Annotated in this window: 17 protein-coding genes; 8 read left to right on the forward strand and 9 right to left on the reverse strand. The window is 70.7% G+C overall.

What is annotated here, in order from left to right:
* Complete coding sequence (locus J5V96_RS15410; RefSeq protein ID WP_208505017.1) at positions 1–711, reverse strand: ABC transporter ATP-binding protein; 711 nt, start codon at positions 709–711, stop codon at positions 1–3.
* Positions 698–1,480 carry an ABC transporter ATP-binding protein gene (locus J5V96_RS15415; protein ID WP_208505019.1) on the reverse strand — a complete coding sequence of 261 codons (783 nt, stop codon included), beginning with the start codon at positions 1,478–1,480 and terminating at the stop codon, positions 698–700. Before J5V96_RS15415 ends, J5V96_RS15410 begins: the two co-directional genes overlap by 14 nt.
* Before the next feature lie 161 nt (positions 1,481–1,641).
* Here J5V96_RS15415 and J5V96_RS15420 point away from each other — a divergent pair, with 161 nt between their 5' ends.
* On the forward strand, positions 1,642–2,406 hold the full coding sequence (locus J5V96_RS15420; RefSeq protein ID WP_208505021.1) for a DUF1932 domain-containing protein: 765 nt from the start codon (positions 1,642–1,644) through the stop codon (positions 2,404–2,406).
* Here J5V96_RS15420 and ligM read toward each other — a convergent pair.
* The gene (gene ligM / locus J5V96_RS15425) at positions 2,390–3,793 is read right to left on the reverse strand and encodes a vanillate/3-O-methylgallate O-demethylase (RefSeq protein ID WP_208505023.1); all 1,404 of its coding nucleotides are present in this window, start codon (positions 3,791–3,793) and stop codon (positions 2,390–2,392) included. The genes J5V96_RS15420 and ligM overlap by 17 nt on opposite strands.
* A 146-nt stretch (positions 3,794–3,939) precedes the next feature.
* On the opposite strand from ligM, the gene J5V96_RS15430 reads away from it, so the two are divergent.
* The 4 genes from J5V96_RS15430 to J5V96_RS15445 are packed head-to-tail and all read left to right on the forward strand — an operon-like array spanning position 3,940 to position 7,460.
* The gene (locus J5V96_RS15430) at positions 3,940–4,689 is read left to right on the forward strand and encodes a PIG-L deacetylase family protein (protein ID WP_208505025.1); all 750 of its coding nucleotides are present in this window, start codon (positions 3,940–3,942) and stop codon (positions 4,687–4,689) included.
* 35 nt (positions 4,690–4,724) lie between these two features.
* Positions 4,725–5,423: a 4-carboxy-4-hydroxy-2-oxoadipate aldolase/oxaloacetate decarboxylase gene (locus J5V96_RS15435; protein WP_208505026.1), complete on the forward strand. Its 699-nt coding sequence runs from the start codon at positions 4,725–4,727 to the stop codon at positions 5,421–5,423.
* A 13-nt stretch (positions 5,424–5,436) separates the two neighbouring features.
* Complete coding sequence (locus tag J5V96_RS15440; RefSeq protein ID WP_307793694.1) at positions 5,437–6,489, forward strand: 4-oxalomesaconate tautomerase; 1,053 nt, start codon at positions 5,437–5,439, stop codon at positions 6,487–6,489.
* A gap of 23 nt (positions 6,490–6,512) precedes the next feature.
* Positions 6,513–7,460 (forward strand): VOC family protein, encoded by a 948-nt coding sequence (locus J5V96_RS15445; RefSeq protein ID WP_208505028.1) that lies wholly within the window; start codon positions 6,513–6,515, stop codon positions 7,458–7,460.
* A gap of 30 nt (positions 7,461–7,490) precedes the next feature.
* Here J5V96_RS15445 and J5V96_RS15450 read toward each other — a convergent pair whose 3' ends face one another.
* The gene (locus J5V96_RS15450; RefSeq protein WP_208505030.1) at positions 7,491–8,348 is read right to left on the reverse strand and encodes an SDR family NAD(P)-dependent oxidoreductase; all 858 of its coding nucleotides are present in this window, start codon (positions 8,346–8,348) and stop codon (positions 7,491–7,493) included.
* Positions 8,349–8,406: 58 nt separating this feature from the next.
* Between J5V96_RS15450 and J5V96_RS15455 the strand changes: the two genes are divergently transcribed.
* A complete protein-coding gene (locus tag J5V96_RS15455; protein WP_208505032.1) occupies positions 8,407–9,051 on the forward strand; it encodes a TetR/AcrR family transcriptional regulator in 645 nt (214 codons plus the stop codon).
* Positions 9,052–9,100: 49 nt separating this feature from the next.
* On the opposite strand, the gene J5V96_RS15460 is transcribed toward J5V96_RS15455, so the two are convergent.
* The 3 genes from J5V96_RS15460 to J5V96_RS15470 are packed head-to-tail and all read right to left on the reverse strand — an operon-like array spanning position 9,101 to position 10,109.
* On the reverse strand, positions 9,101–9,475 hold the full coding sequence (locus J5V96_RS15460; protein WP_208505034.1) for a hypothetical protein: 375 nt from the start codon (positions 9,473–9,475) through the stop codon (positions 9,101–9,103).
* Positions 9,472–9,663: a hypothetical protein gene (locus tag J5V96_RS15465; protein WP_208505036.1), complete on the reverse strand. Its 192-nt coding sequence runs from the start codon at positions 9,661–9,663 to the stop codon at positions 9,472–9,474. The genes J5V96_RS15460 and J5V96_RS15465 overlap by 4 nt, the downstream gene beginning before the upstream one ends.
* Before the next feature lie 2 nt (positions 9,664–9,665).
* Positions 9,666–10,109 (reverse strand): VOC family protein, encoded by a 444-nt coding sequence (locus tag J5V96_RS15470; protein ID WP_208505038.1) that lies wholly within the window; start codon positions 10,107–10,109, stop codon positions 9,666–9,668.
* 137 nt (positions 10,110–10,246) lie between these two features.
* Here J5V96_RS15470 and J5V96_RS15475 point away from each other — a divergent pair, with 137 nt between their 5' ends.
* Positions 10,247–10,795 (forward strand): CGNR zinc finger domain-containing protein, encoded by a 549-nt coding sequence (locus J5V96_RS15475; RefSeq protein WP_208505040.1) that lies wholly within the window; start codon positions 10,247–10,249, stop codon positions 10,793–10,795.
* 104 nt (positions 10,796–10,899) lie between these two features.
* Here the strand turns inward: J5V96_RS15475 and J5V96_RS15480 are convergent, their stop codons facing one another.
* Positions 10,900–11,253 (reverse strand): Fe-S protein, encoded by a 354-nt coding sequence (locus J5V96_RS15480; RefSeq protein ID WP_208505042.1) that lies wholly within the window; start codon positions 11,251–11,253, stop codon positions 10,900–10,902.
* Positions 11,254–11,290: 37 nt separating this feature from the next.
* Here J5V96_RS15480 and J5V96_RS15485 point away from each other — a divergent pair, with 37 nt between their 5' ends.
* Positions 11,291–12,691, forward strand: a complete 1,401-nt coding sequence (locus J5V96_RS15485; protein ID WP_208505044.1) for a dihydrolipoyl dehydrogenase family protein — start codon at positions 11,291–11,293, stop codon at positions 12,689–12,691.
* 66 nt (positions 12,692–12,757) lie between these two features.
* Here J5V96_RS15485 and J5V96_RS15490 read toward each other — a convergent pair whose 3' ends face one another.
* Complete coding sequence (locus tag J5V96_RS15490; protein ID WP_208505047.1) at positions 12,758–14,122, reverse strand: MFS transporter; 1,365 nt, start codon at positions 14,120–14,122, stop codon at positions 12,758–12,760.
* Between the last annotated feature and the right edge of the window lie 49 nt (positions 14,123–14,171).

The raw sequence follows: 14,171 nt of genomic DNA on the forward strand, positions 1-14,171 counted from the left end.
TCAGCCTCCCAGGTAGGCGCGGCGGATCTCGTCGCGGCCCTTGAGCTCGGCCGACGTTCCCGTCAGCACGCTCCGGCCGGTCTCGAGCACCGTGGCGGTGTCGACGATGGAGAAGGCGAGGTGGGCGTTCTGCTCGACGACGAGCATCGCGATGCCCGACTCCTCGCGCAGGCGGCGGATCGCCGCGTAGACGCTCTTGGCCGTGCTGGGCGCGAGCCCCAGGGAGGGCTCGTCCAGGATGAGCAGGCGGGGAGCGGCCATAAACGCGCGCGCGATCGCGAGCATCTGCTGCTCGCCACCCGACATCGCGGACGCGTTGTGCGAGATGCGCGCGGCGAGATTCGGGAACAGGTCGAGCAGGTAGTCGATGTCGCCGGCGATGGCGCGGCGATCCTTGCGCAGGTAGGCCCCGACCTGGAGGTTCTCGCGCACCGTCAGGTTCGGCAGCGTGCCGCGGCCCTCCGGCACGTGGGCGATCCCGCGTGCGGCCACCTGGTCGGGGCGCAGACCGCGGATGTCCTGACCGTCGAAGACGATCGAGCCGCCCGTGCGCACGACGCCGCTGATCGCGCGCAGCGTGGTGGTCTTGCCCGCGCCGTTCGCGCCGAGGATGCCGACGGCCCCGCCCTCGGGCACCGAGAGCGAGACGCCCTCGAGCACCTGCACGCGCCCGTACGCCGCGGTGACGTCCTTCAGCTCAAGCAGCGTCATCGGCGGCATCCTTTCCGATGTACGCCTCGATGACGCGCGGGTCGGCCTGCGCCTCGGCGGCGGTGCCCTCCATGAGCTTCGAGCCGTGGTCGAGCACAACGACACGGTCGGTGACTGCCGAGATCAGCCCCATGTGGTGCTCGACGATGACGACGGTGACGTCCGCCTCGTCGCGCAGTCCCTTCACGGTCTCGATGAAGTGCTCGACCTCGCCGTGCGAGAGTCCCGCGGCGGGCTCGTCGAGCAGCAGCAGGGCGGGGCGCATGAGGAGCGCGCGACAGAGCTCGATGCTCTTGTGCAGTCCGTGCGAGAGCTCGTCGGCGGCGAGTCCGGCGGCCCACCCGAGGCCCTGCGACTCGAGCAGCTCGAGCGCCTCGGCACGCAGTTCGCGCTCGCGGCGTCCCGTGGGCGGCAGGCGGAGTGCCCATGCCGCGGGGCCTCCCGGAAGGCGCGTGTGCGCCCCGAGCAGCACGTTCTCGAGCACCGTCGCGTGCAGCTGCAGTGCGGGGTGCTGGAAGGTGCGGGCCAGTCCGTGCGCGGCCAGACGCGAGGGGGCGAGACCGCTGACGACGGAGTCATCGATCGTGATGGTGCCCGCGGTGGGACGGTAGTGCCCGCTGATGCAGTTGAAGAGCGAGGTCTTGCCGGCTCCGTTGGGGCCCACGAGTCCGAGGATCTCGCCGGGTTCCACCGTGAAGCCCACATCGTGGAGGACGGTGACCCCGCCGAAGCGGAGGTTCACATCCTGCAGGGTCAGTCGTGCGGCCATCGCCCCAGTCTTCCGTGCGTCGGTCGGTCGACGGAATCGGCGCGCCCTCCGGTCTTCGGGCGACCGCCGGCGGGGAGCGCCGATGCTCCGTTTCCGGAAGCGTACGAATCGCGAGCGAAATTGTCAACAATCCTGTTGGTGATCTGGCTAGAGTGGCGCCCATGACTCGCATCGCCGTGCTGGGCCTCGGGGAGGCCGGGACCCTCTATGCGCGAGCACTGAGCGCGGCGGGCGCCCCGGTGACGGGCTTCGATCCCTGGGTCGTGCGCGAGGATGCGGGACAGGTCGAGCGCCTCGAGGATGCGATGCGGGATGCCGAGCTCGTGCTCAGCCTCGTCGGGGCCCGGGCCGCCGTCGAGGCGGCCGAGGCCGCGGTCGTTCATCTGCCCGCCGGCGCGCTGCTGGCCGACCTCAACACCTCCTCGCCCGAGGTGAAGCGCGACGTCGCGCGCGTGGCCCATGCGGCCGCGATCCGCATCGCCGATGTCGCGGTGCTCGCGCCCGTGGCCCGCGCCGGTCTCCGCACCCCTCTGCTCGCGAGCGGCGAGGGAGCCGAGGCGTTCGCCGAGGTGATGCGCCCCTACGGTGCACCCGTCGATATCGCGCCGGGCGGCATCGGGGACGCCGCCCGGCTGAAGCTGCTGCGGTCGGTGTTTATGAAGGGGATGGCCGCCCTCGTCATCGAGAACCTCGAGGCCGCTCGCGCGATGGGCTCGGAGGAGTGGCTGCGTGGTCAGCTGCGAGCCGAGCTCGGTGCGACGGGCTATGACACCATCCAGCGCATGGTGCCCGGCACCTACCGGCACGCCGCGCGCCGCGAGCACGAGATGCGCGCCGCGCTGGCCATGCTGGAGGAGCTCGGCACTCCCTCCGACATGACCCACGCGACGCGCACCTGGCTGCAGCGGATCAGCGAGCAGCGGTAGTCCGCCAGCCCTGGTGATAGGTCTCGCGCGCGACCGTGGCGTACGGGGCCGGGCTCACGATCGCCCGCACCGCGATCTGCTCGTGCGGCTCGACCGTGGTCTTCCCGGATCCGCCGTCCGGCTCGCCCCAGATGACGCGCACCTCGGCGCCCTCGGGGACATCCGCGTCGACGGTCGCGAGCGACAGGCCCCGCTTCTCGTTCGCTGTCACGCCCGTGAAGAGCGACAGACCCACGTCGTTGCCGTCGGCGTCGATGATGGCGTCGAAGTTCGACGACCCGTAATTCGCGTTGGGCAGGTCGAAGAACTGGTAGCCGGGGCCCTCGCGGTCGATGACGCTCGTCAGGATCTTCGCCAGATCCTCGTCGTTCCACGCGAGTGTGACCTTGCGGCGCTGGGTGGCGGGGTCCACCTTCTCGAGGGCGTCGCGGCCGATGAAGTCGTGATCGAACTTCACGAAGGATCCGTAGCCCAGCTCCCAGGGGTTCAGGTAGTAGTCCTCGATGTCGGAGGACACGAAGGACCCGGCCACCGCGCCCGTCGCCTCGTAGCTGGTCGCGGGCAGCCACTCGCGGTAGGCGCGCTCGGCCTCGCTCGAATAGATGGCGGGGAGGGGAGAGGGGATCCAGCCCGACTCCAGCGTGTTCGACGAGTACGCGCGCGATCCGCACGGCTCGATGCCGAACTCGGCGCCGGCCTCGAGGATCGCGTCGCGGATGGCACCGTGGTCCTCGTAGGGACCCCAGAGCTCGAGGCCCGGGGCGCCCGCCATGCCGTGGCGCAGGGTGCGCACCCGGCGTCCCGCGATCTCGAGGTGTCCCATGTGGAAGAACCGCACCTTCTCGAGCGGTCCGCCGTGGAGCTTCTCGATGATGTCCCACGCGCGCGGCCCCTGGATCTGGAAGCGCCAGCACTCGCGGTGCACGGCCTGGCCGTAGGGCCGGGAGGGGGAGCGGTCGTCATAGCGGAACTCGACGTCGTAGCCGCCGGTCTCGGCGTGGAATCGCAGCCAGTTCGCCACGGGCGCGCGGCCCACGTAGACGTACTCGAGATCGGCCAGATGGAACAGGATGCCGTCGCCGATCACGCCGCCGTTGGAGGCGACCGGGACGAACTGCTTGGCCGTGTCGACGGGGAAGTTCTCGAACGAGTTGATGCCCGTGTCGCGCAGCAGCTTCAGGGCGTCGGGGCCCGAGAGGAAGAAGTTGACCATGTGGTGGGTCTGGTCGTAGAGCACCGCGGTCTCGCGCCAGGCCTTCTGCTCGCGCCGCCAGTTGGTGAACTCGCTCGGCACAACGGGGTAGATGTAGGTGCCCACACGCGAGTCGCGCAGCATCCCCACGGTGTCTCCGCGCTCATCGAGCAGCTCCTGCAGGTTCTTCGCCATTGATTGACCTCCGGATCGGACAGCGTCGTCGCTGGGCAGGATCGCACGGATCCGGTCTCGATATCTACGGAGATAGGTAAAAATCTTCACCCATACCGTCGCCAGGATTGTTGACAATCAAGGTCCACGCCTGGTTCACTGGCCGCATGGCAGATCCCTCGCTCCTCGTCGTCAGCGCCCACGCGGGAGACTTCGTCTGGCGCGCGGGCGGAGCGATCGCCGCGGCAGCGATGCGCGGGGAGCGGGCCACGGTCGTCTGCCTCTCGTACGGCGAGCGCGGCGAGTCGGCCTCGCAGTGGCTGGCCGGCAAGTCGCTCGACGAGATCAAGGCGATCCGTCGAGCCGAGGCCGAGGCTGCGGCGGCCGCGCTCGGCTCGGACATCGAGTTCCTCGACCTCGGCGATTACCCGCTGGTGGAGAGCCAGGAGGCGGTCGCCAAGCTGGTCGATGTCATGCGTCGCGTGCAGCCGACGGTTGTGCTCACCCACCCCCTCGTCGACCCCTACAACGGCGACCACCCGGCCGCCGCGCGCATGGCGCTGCAGGCGCGTGTGCTCGCCCAGGCCATCGGGGTGGCGAACTCCGACGGCACCTACCCGAGCAGCGACGAGATCATCGGCGCCCCGCCCGTGTTCTTCTTCGAGCCGCACCAGCCCGAGCAGTGCGACTTCAAGCCCAACGTGCTGCTCGACATCACGGCGGCCTTCGCGCGCAAGAAGGCCGCCATGGAGTGCCTGCCCGCCCAGAAGCACATGTGGGAGTACTACACCGACCTCGCCGGGCGCCGCGGCGTGCAGGTCAGGCGCAACGCCGGGCCCAACCTCGGCCTGCCACACGAGACCATGGGCGAGGCGTACATGCGCCACTACCCGCAGGTCACGTCGGTGCTGGACTGAGCCGACCGACCGACCGATCCGGATCCGGGAGACACATGAGCGAGCTGGGCATCGTCGTCACCGACATCGCGCGCGCGGACGCCGCGGTCGTCGACGCGCTGGCGGCGCACGGCGTCGCCACCGTGCACGAGGCGATGGGACGTACAGGCCTCGTCGGCGGGTCGATCCGGCCCATCCAGCAGGGTGTGCGGGTGGCGGGGACCGCGGTGACGGTCTTGAGCTGGCCGGGCGACAACCTCATGATCCACGTGGCGATCGAGCAGTGCCGCCCCGGCGACGTGCTGGTGGTGGCGACCACCTCGCCCACCACGGACGGCGCCTTCGGCGACCTGTTCGCCACCGCGCTGAAGGCCCGGGGTGTGCGGGCCCTCGTCACCGCGACCGGCGTGCGCGATACGCAGGATCTGCGAGAGATGGGATTCCCCGTCTGGTCGAACGGCGTGCACGCGCAGGGCACGGTCAAGGCGACTGCCGGGTCCGTCGGGGTGCCGGTCATCCTCGACGGCGCGCTCGTGAACCCGGGCGACGTGGTGATCGCCGACGACGACGGTGTGGTCGTTGTGCCGCGCGAAACGGCGGCGCACGCGCTCGCCGCGGCCGAGGCGCGCGTGGCCAAGGAGGAGGCCGACCGCGCCGCGTATGCGTCCGGCCAGCTCAGCCTCGACCGCAAGGGACTGCGCCCGCTGCTCGACGAGCTCGGCATCCGATACGTGCGTCAGGCCGATCGTGGCTAGGGGGATCCCCTGCGTGCTGATGCGCGGCGGCACGTCGAAGGGCGCGATGTTCCTCGCCTCCGACCTGCCCGCCGATCCGGCCGCTCGGGACGACCTGCTGCTGCGCATCATGGGCACGCCTGATCCGCGCCAGATCGACGGGCTCGGGGGCGCGCATCCTCTCACCTCGAAGGTCGCCGTGATCTCGCCCTCGCCGGACCCCGATGCCGATGTCGACTACCTCTTCCTGCAGCTCGGCGTCGACGAGGCCTTCGTCACCGACCGCCAGAACTGCGGCAACATCCTGGCGGCGGTCGGCCCGTTCGCGGTCGAGCGCGGCCTCGTGGAGGCCGGGCCGGATCGCACGCGCGTGCGCATCCGCATGCTCAACACGGGCAGCCTCGCGACGGCGTCGTTCGCCACCCCCGGGGGAGAGGTCGACTACGACGGCGACCTGGCGATCGACGGCGTGCCCGGGACGGCGGGCGCCATCACCCTCGATTTCGAGGGCACGGCAGGATCCACCGCCGGCGCCCTGTTCCCGACGGGATCGGTGCTGGACGAGGTCGATGGCATCGAGGTGACCTGTGTCGACAACGGCATGCCCACGGTGCTGCTGCGCGCGACCGACCTCGGCATCGCGGGCGACGAGTCGCCCGCCGAGCTCGAGGCCGACGACGCGGTCGCGGCGCGCGTCGAGCGGATCAGGATCGCGGCAGCACGGCAGATGGGGCTCGGAGACGTGACCGGCGCATCGATCCCCAAGATGGTGATCCTGAGCGCGCCCCGCCGCGGCGGCGCGCTCACCACGCGCAGCTTCATCCCGAAGCGCGTGCACTCGTCGATCGGCGTGCTGGGTGCGCTGTCGGTCGCCGCGGGTGCGCTGGTGGAGGGATCGGTGGCACGCGACCTCGTGGCGGCCCCTTCGCCCGGCGATCCTTTCGTGGTCGAGCACCCCACGGGGCATTTCGACGTGGATGTCGCGCTGGAGGGATCCGGATCCGGCGCGACCGTGACCCGATCCGCCGCCCTGCGCACCGCGCGCCTCATCTTCGACGGCGTGGTCTTCCCGCGCCCCCGCCCGTAGTCACGCAGTCAGAGAGGACCGCCATGACCCATCCCACCGCCTTCGACGTCGCGCACCTCGCGAACGTCGAGCTGTTCACGCCCGAGTTCGACAAGAGCCGCTGGTTCTTCGAGGACCTGCTGGCCATGCGCGTTGTGGCCGAGGCGGGCGACTCCGTGTATCTGCGCACATGGGACGACTACGAGCTGTACACGATCAAGCTGACGGCTCGAGAGCAGGCGGGCGTCGGCCGCACCTCGTTCCGCGCCATCAGTCAGGAGGCGCTCGAGCGCCGCGTCGCGGCGATCGAAGAGAGGGGGCTCGGTGACGGCTGGGTGGACGGCGAGGTCGGCACCGGTCCGACGTTCCGCTTCCACGACCCCGACGGCCACGAGATGGCGATCTACTACGAGACCGAGCGATACGTGGCGACCGATGACAGGCCCGCGCTGAAGAACCAGGCCTCGCGCTTCCCGGGCCACGGGGTCAATGCGCGCCGCATCGATCACATCAACTACCTCGCGAAGGACGTCGAGGCGAACGGCGAGTTCCTCGCGAAGGCGCTCGGCATGCGCGAGTCGGAGCGCATCCGCAACGACGACGGGAAGTTCGCGGCGTGGTGGTTCCACTTCTCGCTGAAGTCCTACGACGTGGTCTACAGCGACGACTGGACCAAGCACGGCAACCGTCTGCACCACATCGCCTTCGCCCCGGACACCCGCGAGGACATCCTCAAGGCGGCGGACATCTTCCTCGAGAACGGCATCCACATCGAGTCGGGACCCCACAAGCACGCCATCAACCAGACCTTCTTCCTCTACGTCTGGGAGCCCGGCGGCAACCGCATCGAGTTCGCCAACGCCGGCGCTCGCCTGCTTCTCGATCCGGATCAGCCCGTGGTCGAGTGGTCGCAGGCGGAGCGCAAGAAGGGTCAGGCCTGGGGCATGAAGACGATCGAGACGTTCCACACCCACGGCACGCCGCTGGTCTGAGCGGCGGGCCGGGGGCCTGGCCCTCTCGGATCAGACGGGAAGCTCGGCGGGGTAGGGCTCGCCCTCGTCGGCCGAGCGGCTGACCGCGGCCCAGGCGCGCGACTCGGCGACCAGCCGTTCGCCGTCGGATGCGCCCCACTCGGACGAGACGACCCCGAGAGGGAGGTGCTCGGGCAGCTCGTCGAGCTGGGCCACGCGCACGATGATCTCTCCCGCGCGCTCGGGGACGCCGGGGCTGATCTGGCCCGCGCGCAGCGATTCGGCGCGCGCGCCGACCGTGGTCGCGTAGGCCTCGGGCACGGCCTCCACCTCCATGGAGGATCCCGCCCAGTCGGTGCGGAAGCCGCTCGGCTCCACCACGAGCACCTTCACGCCGAACGGCGCGACCTCCGCGCGGAGCACGCGGCTGAAGCCGTCGACCGCGAACTTCGCGGCCTGGTAGCTGCCGAGCCCGGGCGATCCGCCGACGCGTCCGCCGACCGACGAGATCTGCACGAGCAGCCCGCCCTGCTGTGCGCGCAGGATCGGCAGGGCCGCGCGCGAGACGTTGTAGACGCCCCAGAAGTTGGTCTCGAACTGCGCGCGGAAGTCGGCGACGTCCGCGGTCTCGATCGGCGCCAGGTTGGCGTAGCCGGCGTTGTTGACGACGACGTCGATGCGCCCGAAGCGCGCCGTCGTCGCCGCGAGCGCCGCCTCGGCCTGTGCGAGATCGGTCACGTCGAGGGCGAGGGGGAGCACACGATCGCCGAACTCCGCGGTGAGCCCGGCGAGCTGCTCGGGCCGCCGAGCGGTGGCGGCGACGTGGTGGCCCGCGGCGAGGGCGGCGCGAGCGATGCTCTCGCCGAGGCCGCGCGAGGAGCCGGTGACGAACCAGGTCTGTGTAGTCATGAAGTTAATAAAACACGGTTGCGTTAGTAATGCAACTCCGTTGCGTTAAACTCTCGGCATGAGCACATCGCAGCGAGCTCGGAGCGACGAGGCGAAGCGCGCGCGGGAGAGCGCGATCCTCGACGCCGCGCGCGTCCTCGGCGAGCGAGACGGTGTGCTCGCCGTCACGCTCACGGGCATCGCCGCCGAGATCGGCATGCACAAGTCGGCGCTGCTGCGGTACTTCGAGACGCGCGAGGAGATCTTCCTGCGTCTTGCCGCCGACGACTGGGTCGCGTGGGGTGCGGAGGTCTCGCCGGGGCTGCGCGAGGCGCGCACGCCCGCGGCGGCTGGCCGTCTGCTGGCGGACTCGCTCGCCGCGCGCCCGTTCTTCTGCGACCTGCTCGCGCACACGGCGCTGAGCCTCGAGCGCAATGTCTCCGCCGAGGGAGTGCGCCGTTTCAAGCTGACCGTACTCGCGCAGGTGGTCGCGCTCGCCGAGGCGCTGCACACCGGCATCCCCTCACTCGGGGCGCAGGGTGCGCGCGACGTCATCAGCGCGGCGGTCACGCTCGCCGGCGGCCTGTGGCAGATGGCGACGCCGGGACCGGTGCTCGCCGAGCTCTACCGCACGGATCCGGATGTTGCCCATGCGGCGTTCGACTTCGGCCCGGCGCTGCGGCGGCACCTGACCGCGATGCTCGAGGGGCTCGCGAAGGGCTGATCGCACGGGCGGAGGCGGCCGCCCGTGGGGGCGGTCGCCTCCGAGTCGATCACCACGCGTCGAACGAGGTCTGGTCCAGCCCCTCGAGCACGTCGATGCCGGTCTGCTCCGCGATGGAGGTGGCGCGATCGCTGTGGGGGTCGAAGGACACGCTCGCCCAGACCACGCCGGCGATGCTCACCCCGAATGCCGCGGCGAGCAGCAGGGTGGTGCTCACCGCCTCCCGGATCCTGCCGCGCGGCCCGGCGGCCGGGGTGACCGACGGCGCCGCCGCGGGCTCGAGCAGGTGCACCGCGAGCACGTCGAGCTGGCCGGGGGTGAGCCGCTCGAACGCCTCGATCTGCGCGCGGTCGAGGCCGGGGCCGGCGTCGCGCAGCACCGTGAGGTACTCCGCGACCGCCGCCCGGTCCGCGCGCGTGGTCATGACCGGCCTCGGATCTCTCGGTCGGCGTCACGCAGGGCCTGGGCCATGTGCGCGGCGTACCAGGAGGGCCAGTCGTCGTCGTACACGCCGCCCAGTTCCTCGGCTTCGTAGCGGCCGTGGGCCGTGGCCGCATCGATCAGCAGCGTCTTCAGCACGGCCTCGGTCTGGGGTCCGTCGGGAAGTGTCATGATCAGCGACCCGGGAACTTCGTGACGACCTGCTGGATCGTCCACTGGTTGCCATCCGGGTCCGCGAACGACGCGTACGTGCCGTAGCTGTCCGTATCCGGATGGGGGCCGGCGACGCGGTTGGCCTCGCCCGCCCAGTGGAAGATGCCGTCGGCGTCGTGCCAGAGGTCGCTGACCTCGGCGCCGCGCTCTCGCAGCTCGGCGACCGCGCCCTCGATGTCGGGGGTGATCAGGTGCAGGCCCTCGGCCGATCCGGGGACGGCGTTCGTCACCTTCTCGCCGAAGATGACCGACGCGGCCGATCCGGGAGGCGTGACCTGCACAACGCGCAGGCCCGCAGGGCTGGTGAAGTCGGCGTCCAGTCGGAAGCCGATGGCCTCGTAGAAGGCCTTGGCGCGATCGACGTCGGCGACGGGGAGGACGGCGATCTGGAGCATGAGTTCCATGGGGGTTTTCCTTTGTGGTGGGTTCGCAGATCGGATCGTCACCGGTCTGTCTGGTGACGACTTTGACGCATTAAGCGTCACCTGTCAAGATGGTGACGATTCTTGATCCTGTGAATGTCACCTGTCAGACTGGTGATGTGATTCACGCGTTCCCCTGCGGCACTCCCGCCCTCGACTTCTGCGGCACGCTACGCGCGCGCCGGAACGACGAGCCCACCGAGAAGCTCGCCGCCGCATCCGACCTCGATGCCTGGTTCCTGGAGTCCGGCCTCCTGCCCGGCGGCACGGCGGCCGGCGCCGCGGATCTCGCAGCGGCCGTCGCGCTGCGCGAGGCGATCTACGCGCTCGTCTGGGCGCGGATGAACGACCACGAGCTGCCCGCGCCCGCGGTCGACGCCGTCAACGCCGCGGCCGCGGCCCCGCCGCCGCAGCCCGTGCTGACGGCGGAGGGGTGGCGACGCGAGGGATCGGCCACGCAGGGGCTGTCGCAGCTGGCTCGCGAGGCGATCGAGATCATCGGCGGCGACCAGGCGGCGCTGCTGCGCGAGTGCGGACGCCCCGAGTGCACCCAGGTCTACCTGGACAGCTCACGCGGACACCGTCGCGAGTGGTGCTCGATGGCCACCTGCGGCGCGCGGGTGAAGGCCAAGGCCTACCGCGAGCGGCGCAAGGCCGGCGCGGCCTGAACGAGCAACGGCCGCGCGAGCCTACCGCGAGCGGCGCAAGGCCGGCGCGGCCTGAACGAGCAACGGCCGCCCCCCTCGGGACGGCCGTTGCGGGTGGTACCGGGTCAGCGCCAGATCACGGCGAGGGCCGCGTTGGCGAGGATCAGGGCGCCGATGAGCCAGAAGGTCCACGTCGGAAGGGGCGTGTTCTTCTTCGCGCGCGAGCGGCTGATGCCGGCGAGCGCGCCGATGACGACCAGGATGCCCAGCTTGATGCCGATCTTCGCCCAGTTGAAGTCGTAGTCGCGACCGAAGGGCGCGCACAGCACCACACCGGCGACGAAGGCGATGAGCAGGCCGAGGTCCATCAGCCGCGTGGCCTGGAAGCGGCGCGCGGCCGCCTCGACGACCCACGCGCCGAACAGGATCGCGAAGCCGACCAGGTGAACGAGAAGCACGACGTGACGCAGGATCTCCATGACCCCACGGTACCGGGATCGGCGCTACCTTCTGGCTATGACGGTGCGTGAGACGGATGTGGTGGTGATCGGAGCGGGACCGGTCGGCGAGAACGTCGCCGACCGCGTGGTGAAGGGCGGGCTCAAGGCGGTGATCGTCGAGGGTGAACTCGTCGGAGGCGAGTGCTCGTACTGGGCCTGCATGCCTTCCAAAGCGCTCCTGCGGCCGGGGGCGGCGCTGCGTGCCGCGCAGGCCGTGCAGGGGGTGACGGGCGGCGGATTGGATCCGGCCGCGATTCTCGAGCGGCGCGACCGCGTCACGGCGCACTGGGACGACTCGGGCCAGGTGCGCTGGCTGGAGTCGGCCGGGATCGATCTCGTGCGCGGCTGGGGGCGGATCGCGGGGGAGAAGCGCGTGATCGTCGCCACCGGCGAGGGCGAGATCGAGCTGATCGCACGGCACGCGGTGGTCATCGCGACCGGCAGCGACGCCCGGGTGCCGTCGATCCCCGGCCTGCGCGAGGCGGATCCCTGGACGAGTCGCGAGGTGACGGCGGTCGAGCACATCCCCGCGCGCGTGGCCGTGCTGGGTGGCGGCGTGGTGGCGGTCGAGGGCGCGACGATCTTCTCCGACCTCGGCAGCGAGGTGTCGCTGTTCTCGCGCGGTCCGCTGCTGAGGGGTCTGGAGCCCTTCGCGGGCGAGGCCGTGCGCGACGCGCTGCGCGAGCGGGGCGTCACGGTGCGTGAGGGCTGGTCGCCCGACTCGGTGACGCGAGAGTCTGACGGATCCGTCACGCTCCGCTTCGAGGACGAGACGGTCACCGCCGACGAGGTCGTGGTGGCCATGGGGCGTGAGGCGCGGCTGCGCGATCTCGGCGTCGACGAGCTGATCGGGGAGCACGGGCTGATCCCCGTCGACGACACCCTGCGCGCGCGGGGCGCGGACTGGCTCTACGTCGTGGGCGATGCGGCGGGCCGGGTGCTGCTGACCCACCAGGGCAAGTACGAAGCGCGCGCGGCGGGCGATGTGATCGCGGCGCGGGCGCTGGGCCAGGCCGTCGACGACGCGCCCTGGGGCCGCCACGTCGCCACCGCTGATCACGCCGTTGTGCCGCAGGTCGTCTTCACCGACCCGGAGGTCGCCTCGGTGGGCCTCACCGCGGCGCAGGCCGAGGAGCGGGGCCTGCGCACGAAGATCGTCGACTACGAGCTCGGCTGGGTCGCGGGCGCGGGGCTGATCGCGGATGACTACAAGGGCACCGTGCGCGCGGTGATCGACGAGGACCGTCGCGTGCTCGTCGGCATGACCCTGGTGGGTCCGGGGGTGGGTGAGCAGCTCCATGCCGCGACGATCGCGATCGCCGGGGAGGTGCCGCTCGACCGCCTCTGGCACGCCGTGCCCGCGTACCCGGCGCTCAGCGAGTTCTGGCTGCGCCTGCTCGAGGGCTACGGACTCTAGAACCGAAGAGGATCGCCCCTCCCGCCGAAGCGGGAGGGGCGATCCTGTTCTGTGCGAGCGAGGCGCTCAGTGCTCGATGTCGACGTCCTTGGTCTCCGTGCCCAGGAACAGCGCGATGAGCGTGAGCACGCCCAGGCCGGCCAGGTAGAGACCGACGAGCCACGACTGGCCCGCCGTGGCCGCGACCAGGGCGGTCGCGACGAAGGGCGTGATGGCCGCGCCGAGGATCGACGAGATGTTGTAGGCGATGCCCGAACCCGTGTAGCGCACGTTGGTCGGGAACAGCTCCGGCAGCAGGGCGGCCTGCGGTCCGAACGTCAGGCCCATGAGCGTGAAGCCGATGGCGAGCCATAGCGTGGTGCCGACGATGCCGCCCGACCAGAGCGGCTGGAACACCATGCCGAACACGATGATCGCGATCGTCACCCAGATGAGGAACTTGCGGCGCCCGACCTTGTCGGCCAGCGGGCCCGAGATCAGGGTGGTGATGCCGAAGAGCACGCACGTCGCGATCAGAAGCAGCTCGAAGTGCACAAAGCCGTAGGCGCCGCCCTCGGCGCCGTCGCCGAGGCCGGCCGGGGCCGGCTTGGTGCCGTAGGTGAGGCCCCAGGTCGACACCGTGTAGAAGATGCCGTAGGTGGCCAGCATGTAGAAGATGCCGAGGATGATCTGCTTCCAGTGGCTGCGGAACACCTCGCCCAGGGGCACCTTGACCAGGCGCTTCTCCTTCGAAGCCTTCGTGAACGCCTCGGCCTCGACCAGGCGGAAGCGCACCCACAGGCCCACGATGACCATCACGGCGCTCAGCAGGAAGGGCAGACGCCAGCCCCACGAGAGGAAGGCCTCGGACGGCTGACCGTTCTCGCCCGGAAGCGCCGCGTTGATGATGAGGAACAGGCCGTTGGCGATGATGAAGCCGAGCGGGGCGCCGAGCTGCGGCCACGCGCCGTACCAGGCGCGCTTGCCCTTCGGGGCGTTCTCGGTGGCCACGAGAGCCGCACCCGACCACTCGCCACCGAGGGCGAAGCCCTGCGCAAGGCGCAGCACCACGAGCAGCAGCGTGGCGAACCAGCCGATCTCGTTGAAGGTGGGCAGGCAGCCGATGAGGAACGTCGCGATGCCCATCGTGAGCAGCGACGCGATGAGCGTGGCCTTGCGGCCGATGCGGTCGCCGAGGTGACCGTAGAACGCGGCGCCGATCGGGCGGGCGACCATGGCCGCGCCGAAGACGGCGAACGACGACAGCAGCGCGACGGTCGGGTCGCCCTGCGGGAAGAAGAGGAAGGGGAAGACGAGCACGGCGGCCACGGCGTAGCCGTAGAAGTCGTAGAACTCGATCGTGGTGCCGACCAGCGACGCGATGATGACGCGGTTGCGCGGGTTGACCGGTGCGGCGGGCGTGGAGCTCGCCGAATCGACAGCGGTGGACATGCGGGTCCTTCTGGGGATCGGACGGGGAGAGATGGCGCCAGGGCATCCT

The organism is Microbacterium stercoris, from assembly GCF_017592545.1.
Taxonomy (GTDB): Bacteria; Actinomycetota; Actinomycetes; order Actinomycetales; family Microbacteriaceae; genus Microbacterium; species Microbacterium stercoris.

Coding starts and splice junctions, on each gene's coding strand:
- J5V96_RS15445 (WP_208505028.1), top strand. CDS start 6,513: ATGACCCATCCCACCGCCTTCGACGTCGCGCACCTCGCGAACGTCGAG.
- J5V96_RS15420 (WP_208505021.1), top strand. CDS start 1,642: ATGACTCGCATCGCCGTGCTGGGCCTCGGGGAGGCCGGGACCCTCTAT.
- J5V96_RS15480 (WP_208505042.1), bottom strand. CDS start 11,253: ATGGAGATCCTGCGTCACGTCGTGCTTCTCGTTCACCTGGTCGGCTTC.
- J5V96_RS15435 (WP_208505026.1), top strand. CDS start 4,725: ATGAGCGAGCTGGGCATCGTCGTCACCGACATCGCGCGCGCGGACGCC.
- J5V96_RS15460 (WP_208505034.1), bottom strand. CDS start 9,475: ATGACCACGCGCGCGGACCGGGCGGCGGTCGCGGAGTACCTCACGGTG.
- J5V96_RS15465 (WP_208505036.1), bottom strand. CDS start 9,663: ATGACACTTCCCGACGGACCCCAGACCGAGGCCGTGCTGAAGACGCTG.
- J5V96_RS15410 (WP_208505017.1), bottom strand. CDS start 711: ATGACGCTGCTTGAGCTGAAGGACGTCACCGCGGCGTACGGGCGCGTG.
- J5V96_RS15470 (WP_208505038.1), bottom strand. CDS start 10,109: ATGGAACTCATGCTCCAGATCGCCGTCCTCCCCGTCGCCGACGTCGAT.
- J5V96_RS15415 (WP_208505019.1), bottom strand. CDS start 1,480: ATGGCCGCACGACTGACCCTGCAGGATGTGAACCTCCGCTTCGGCGGG.
- J5V96_RS15455 (WP_208505032.1), top strand. CDS start 8,407: ATGAGCACATCGCAGCGAGCTCGGAGCGACGAGGCGAAGCGCGCGCGG.
- J5V96_RS15485 (WP_208505044.1), top strand. CDS start 11,291: ATGACGGTGCGTGAGACGGATGTGGTGGTGATCGGAGCGGGACCGGTC.
- J5V96_RS15430 (WP_208505025.1), top strand. CDS start 3,940: ATGGCAGATCCCTCGCTCCTCGTCGTCAGCGCCCACGCGGGAGACTTC.
- ligM (WP_208505023.1), bottom strand. CDS start 3,793: ATGGCGAAGAACCTGCAGGAGCTGCTCGATGAGCGCGGAGACACCGTG.
- J5V96_RS15450 (WP_208505030.1), bottom strand. CDS start 8,348: ATGACTACACAGACCTGGTTCGTCACCGGCTCCTCGCGCGGCCTCGGC.
- J5V96_RS15490 (WP_208505047.1), bottom strand. CDS start 14,122: ATGTCCACCGCTGTCGATTCGGCGAGCTCCACGCCCGCCGCACCGGTC.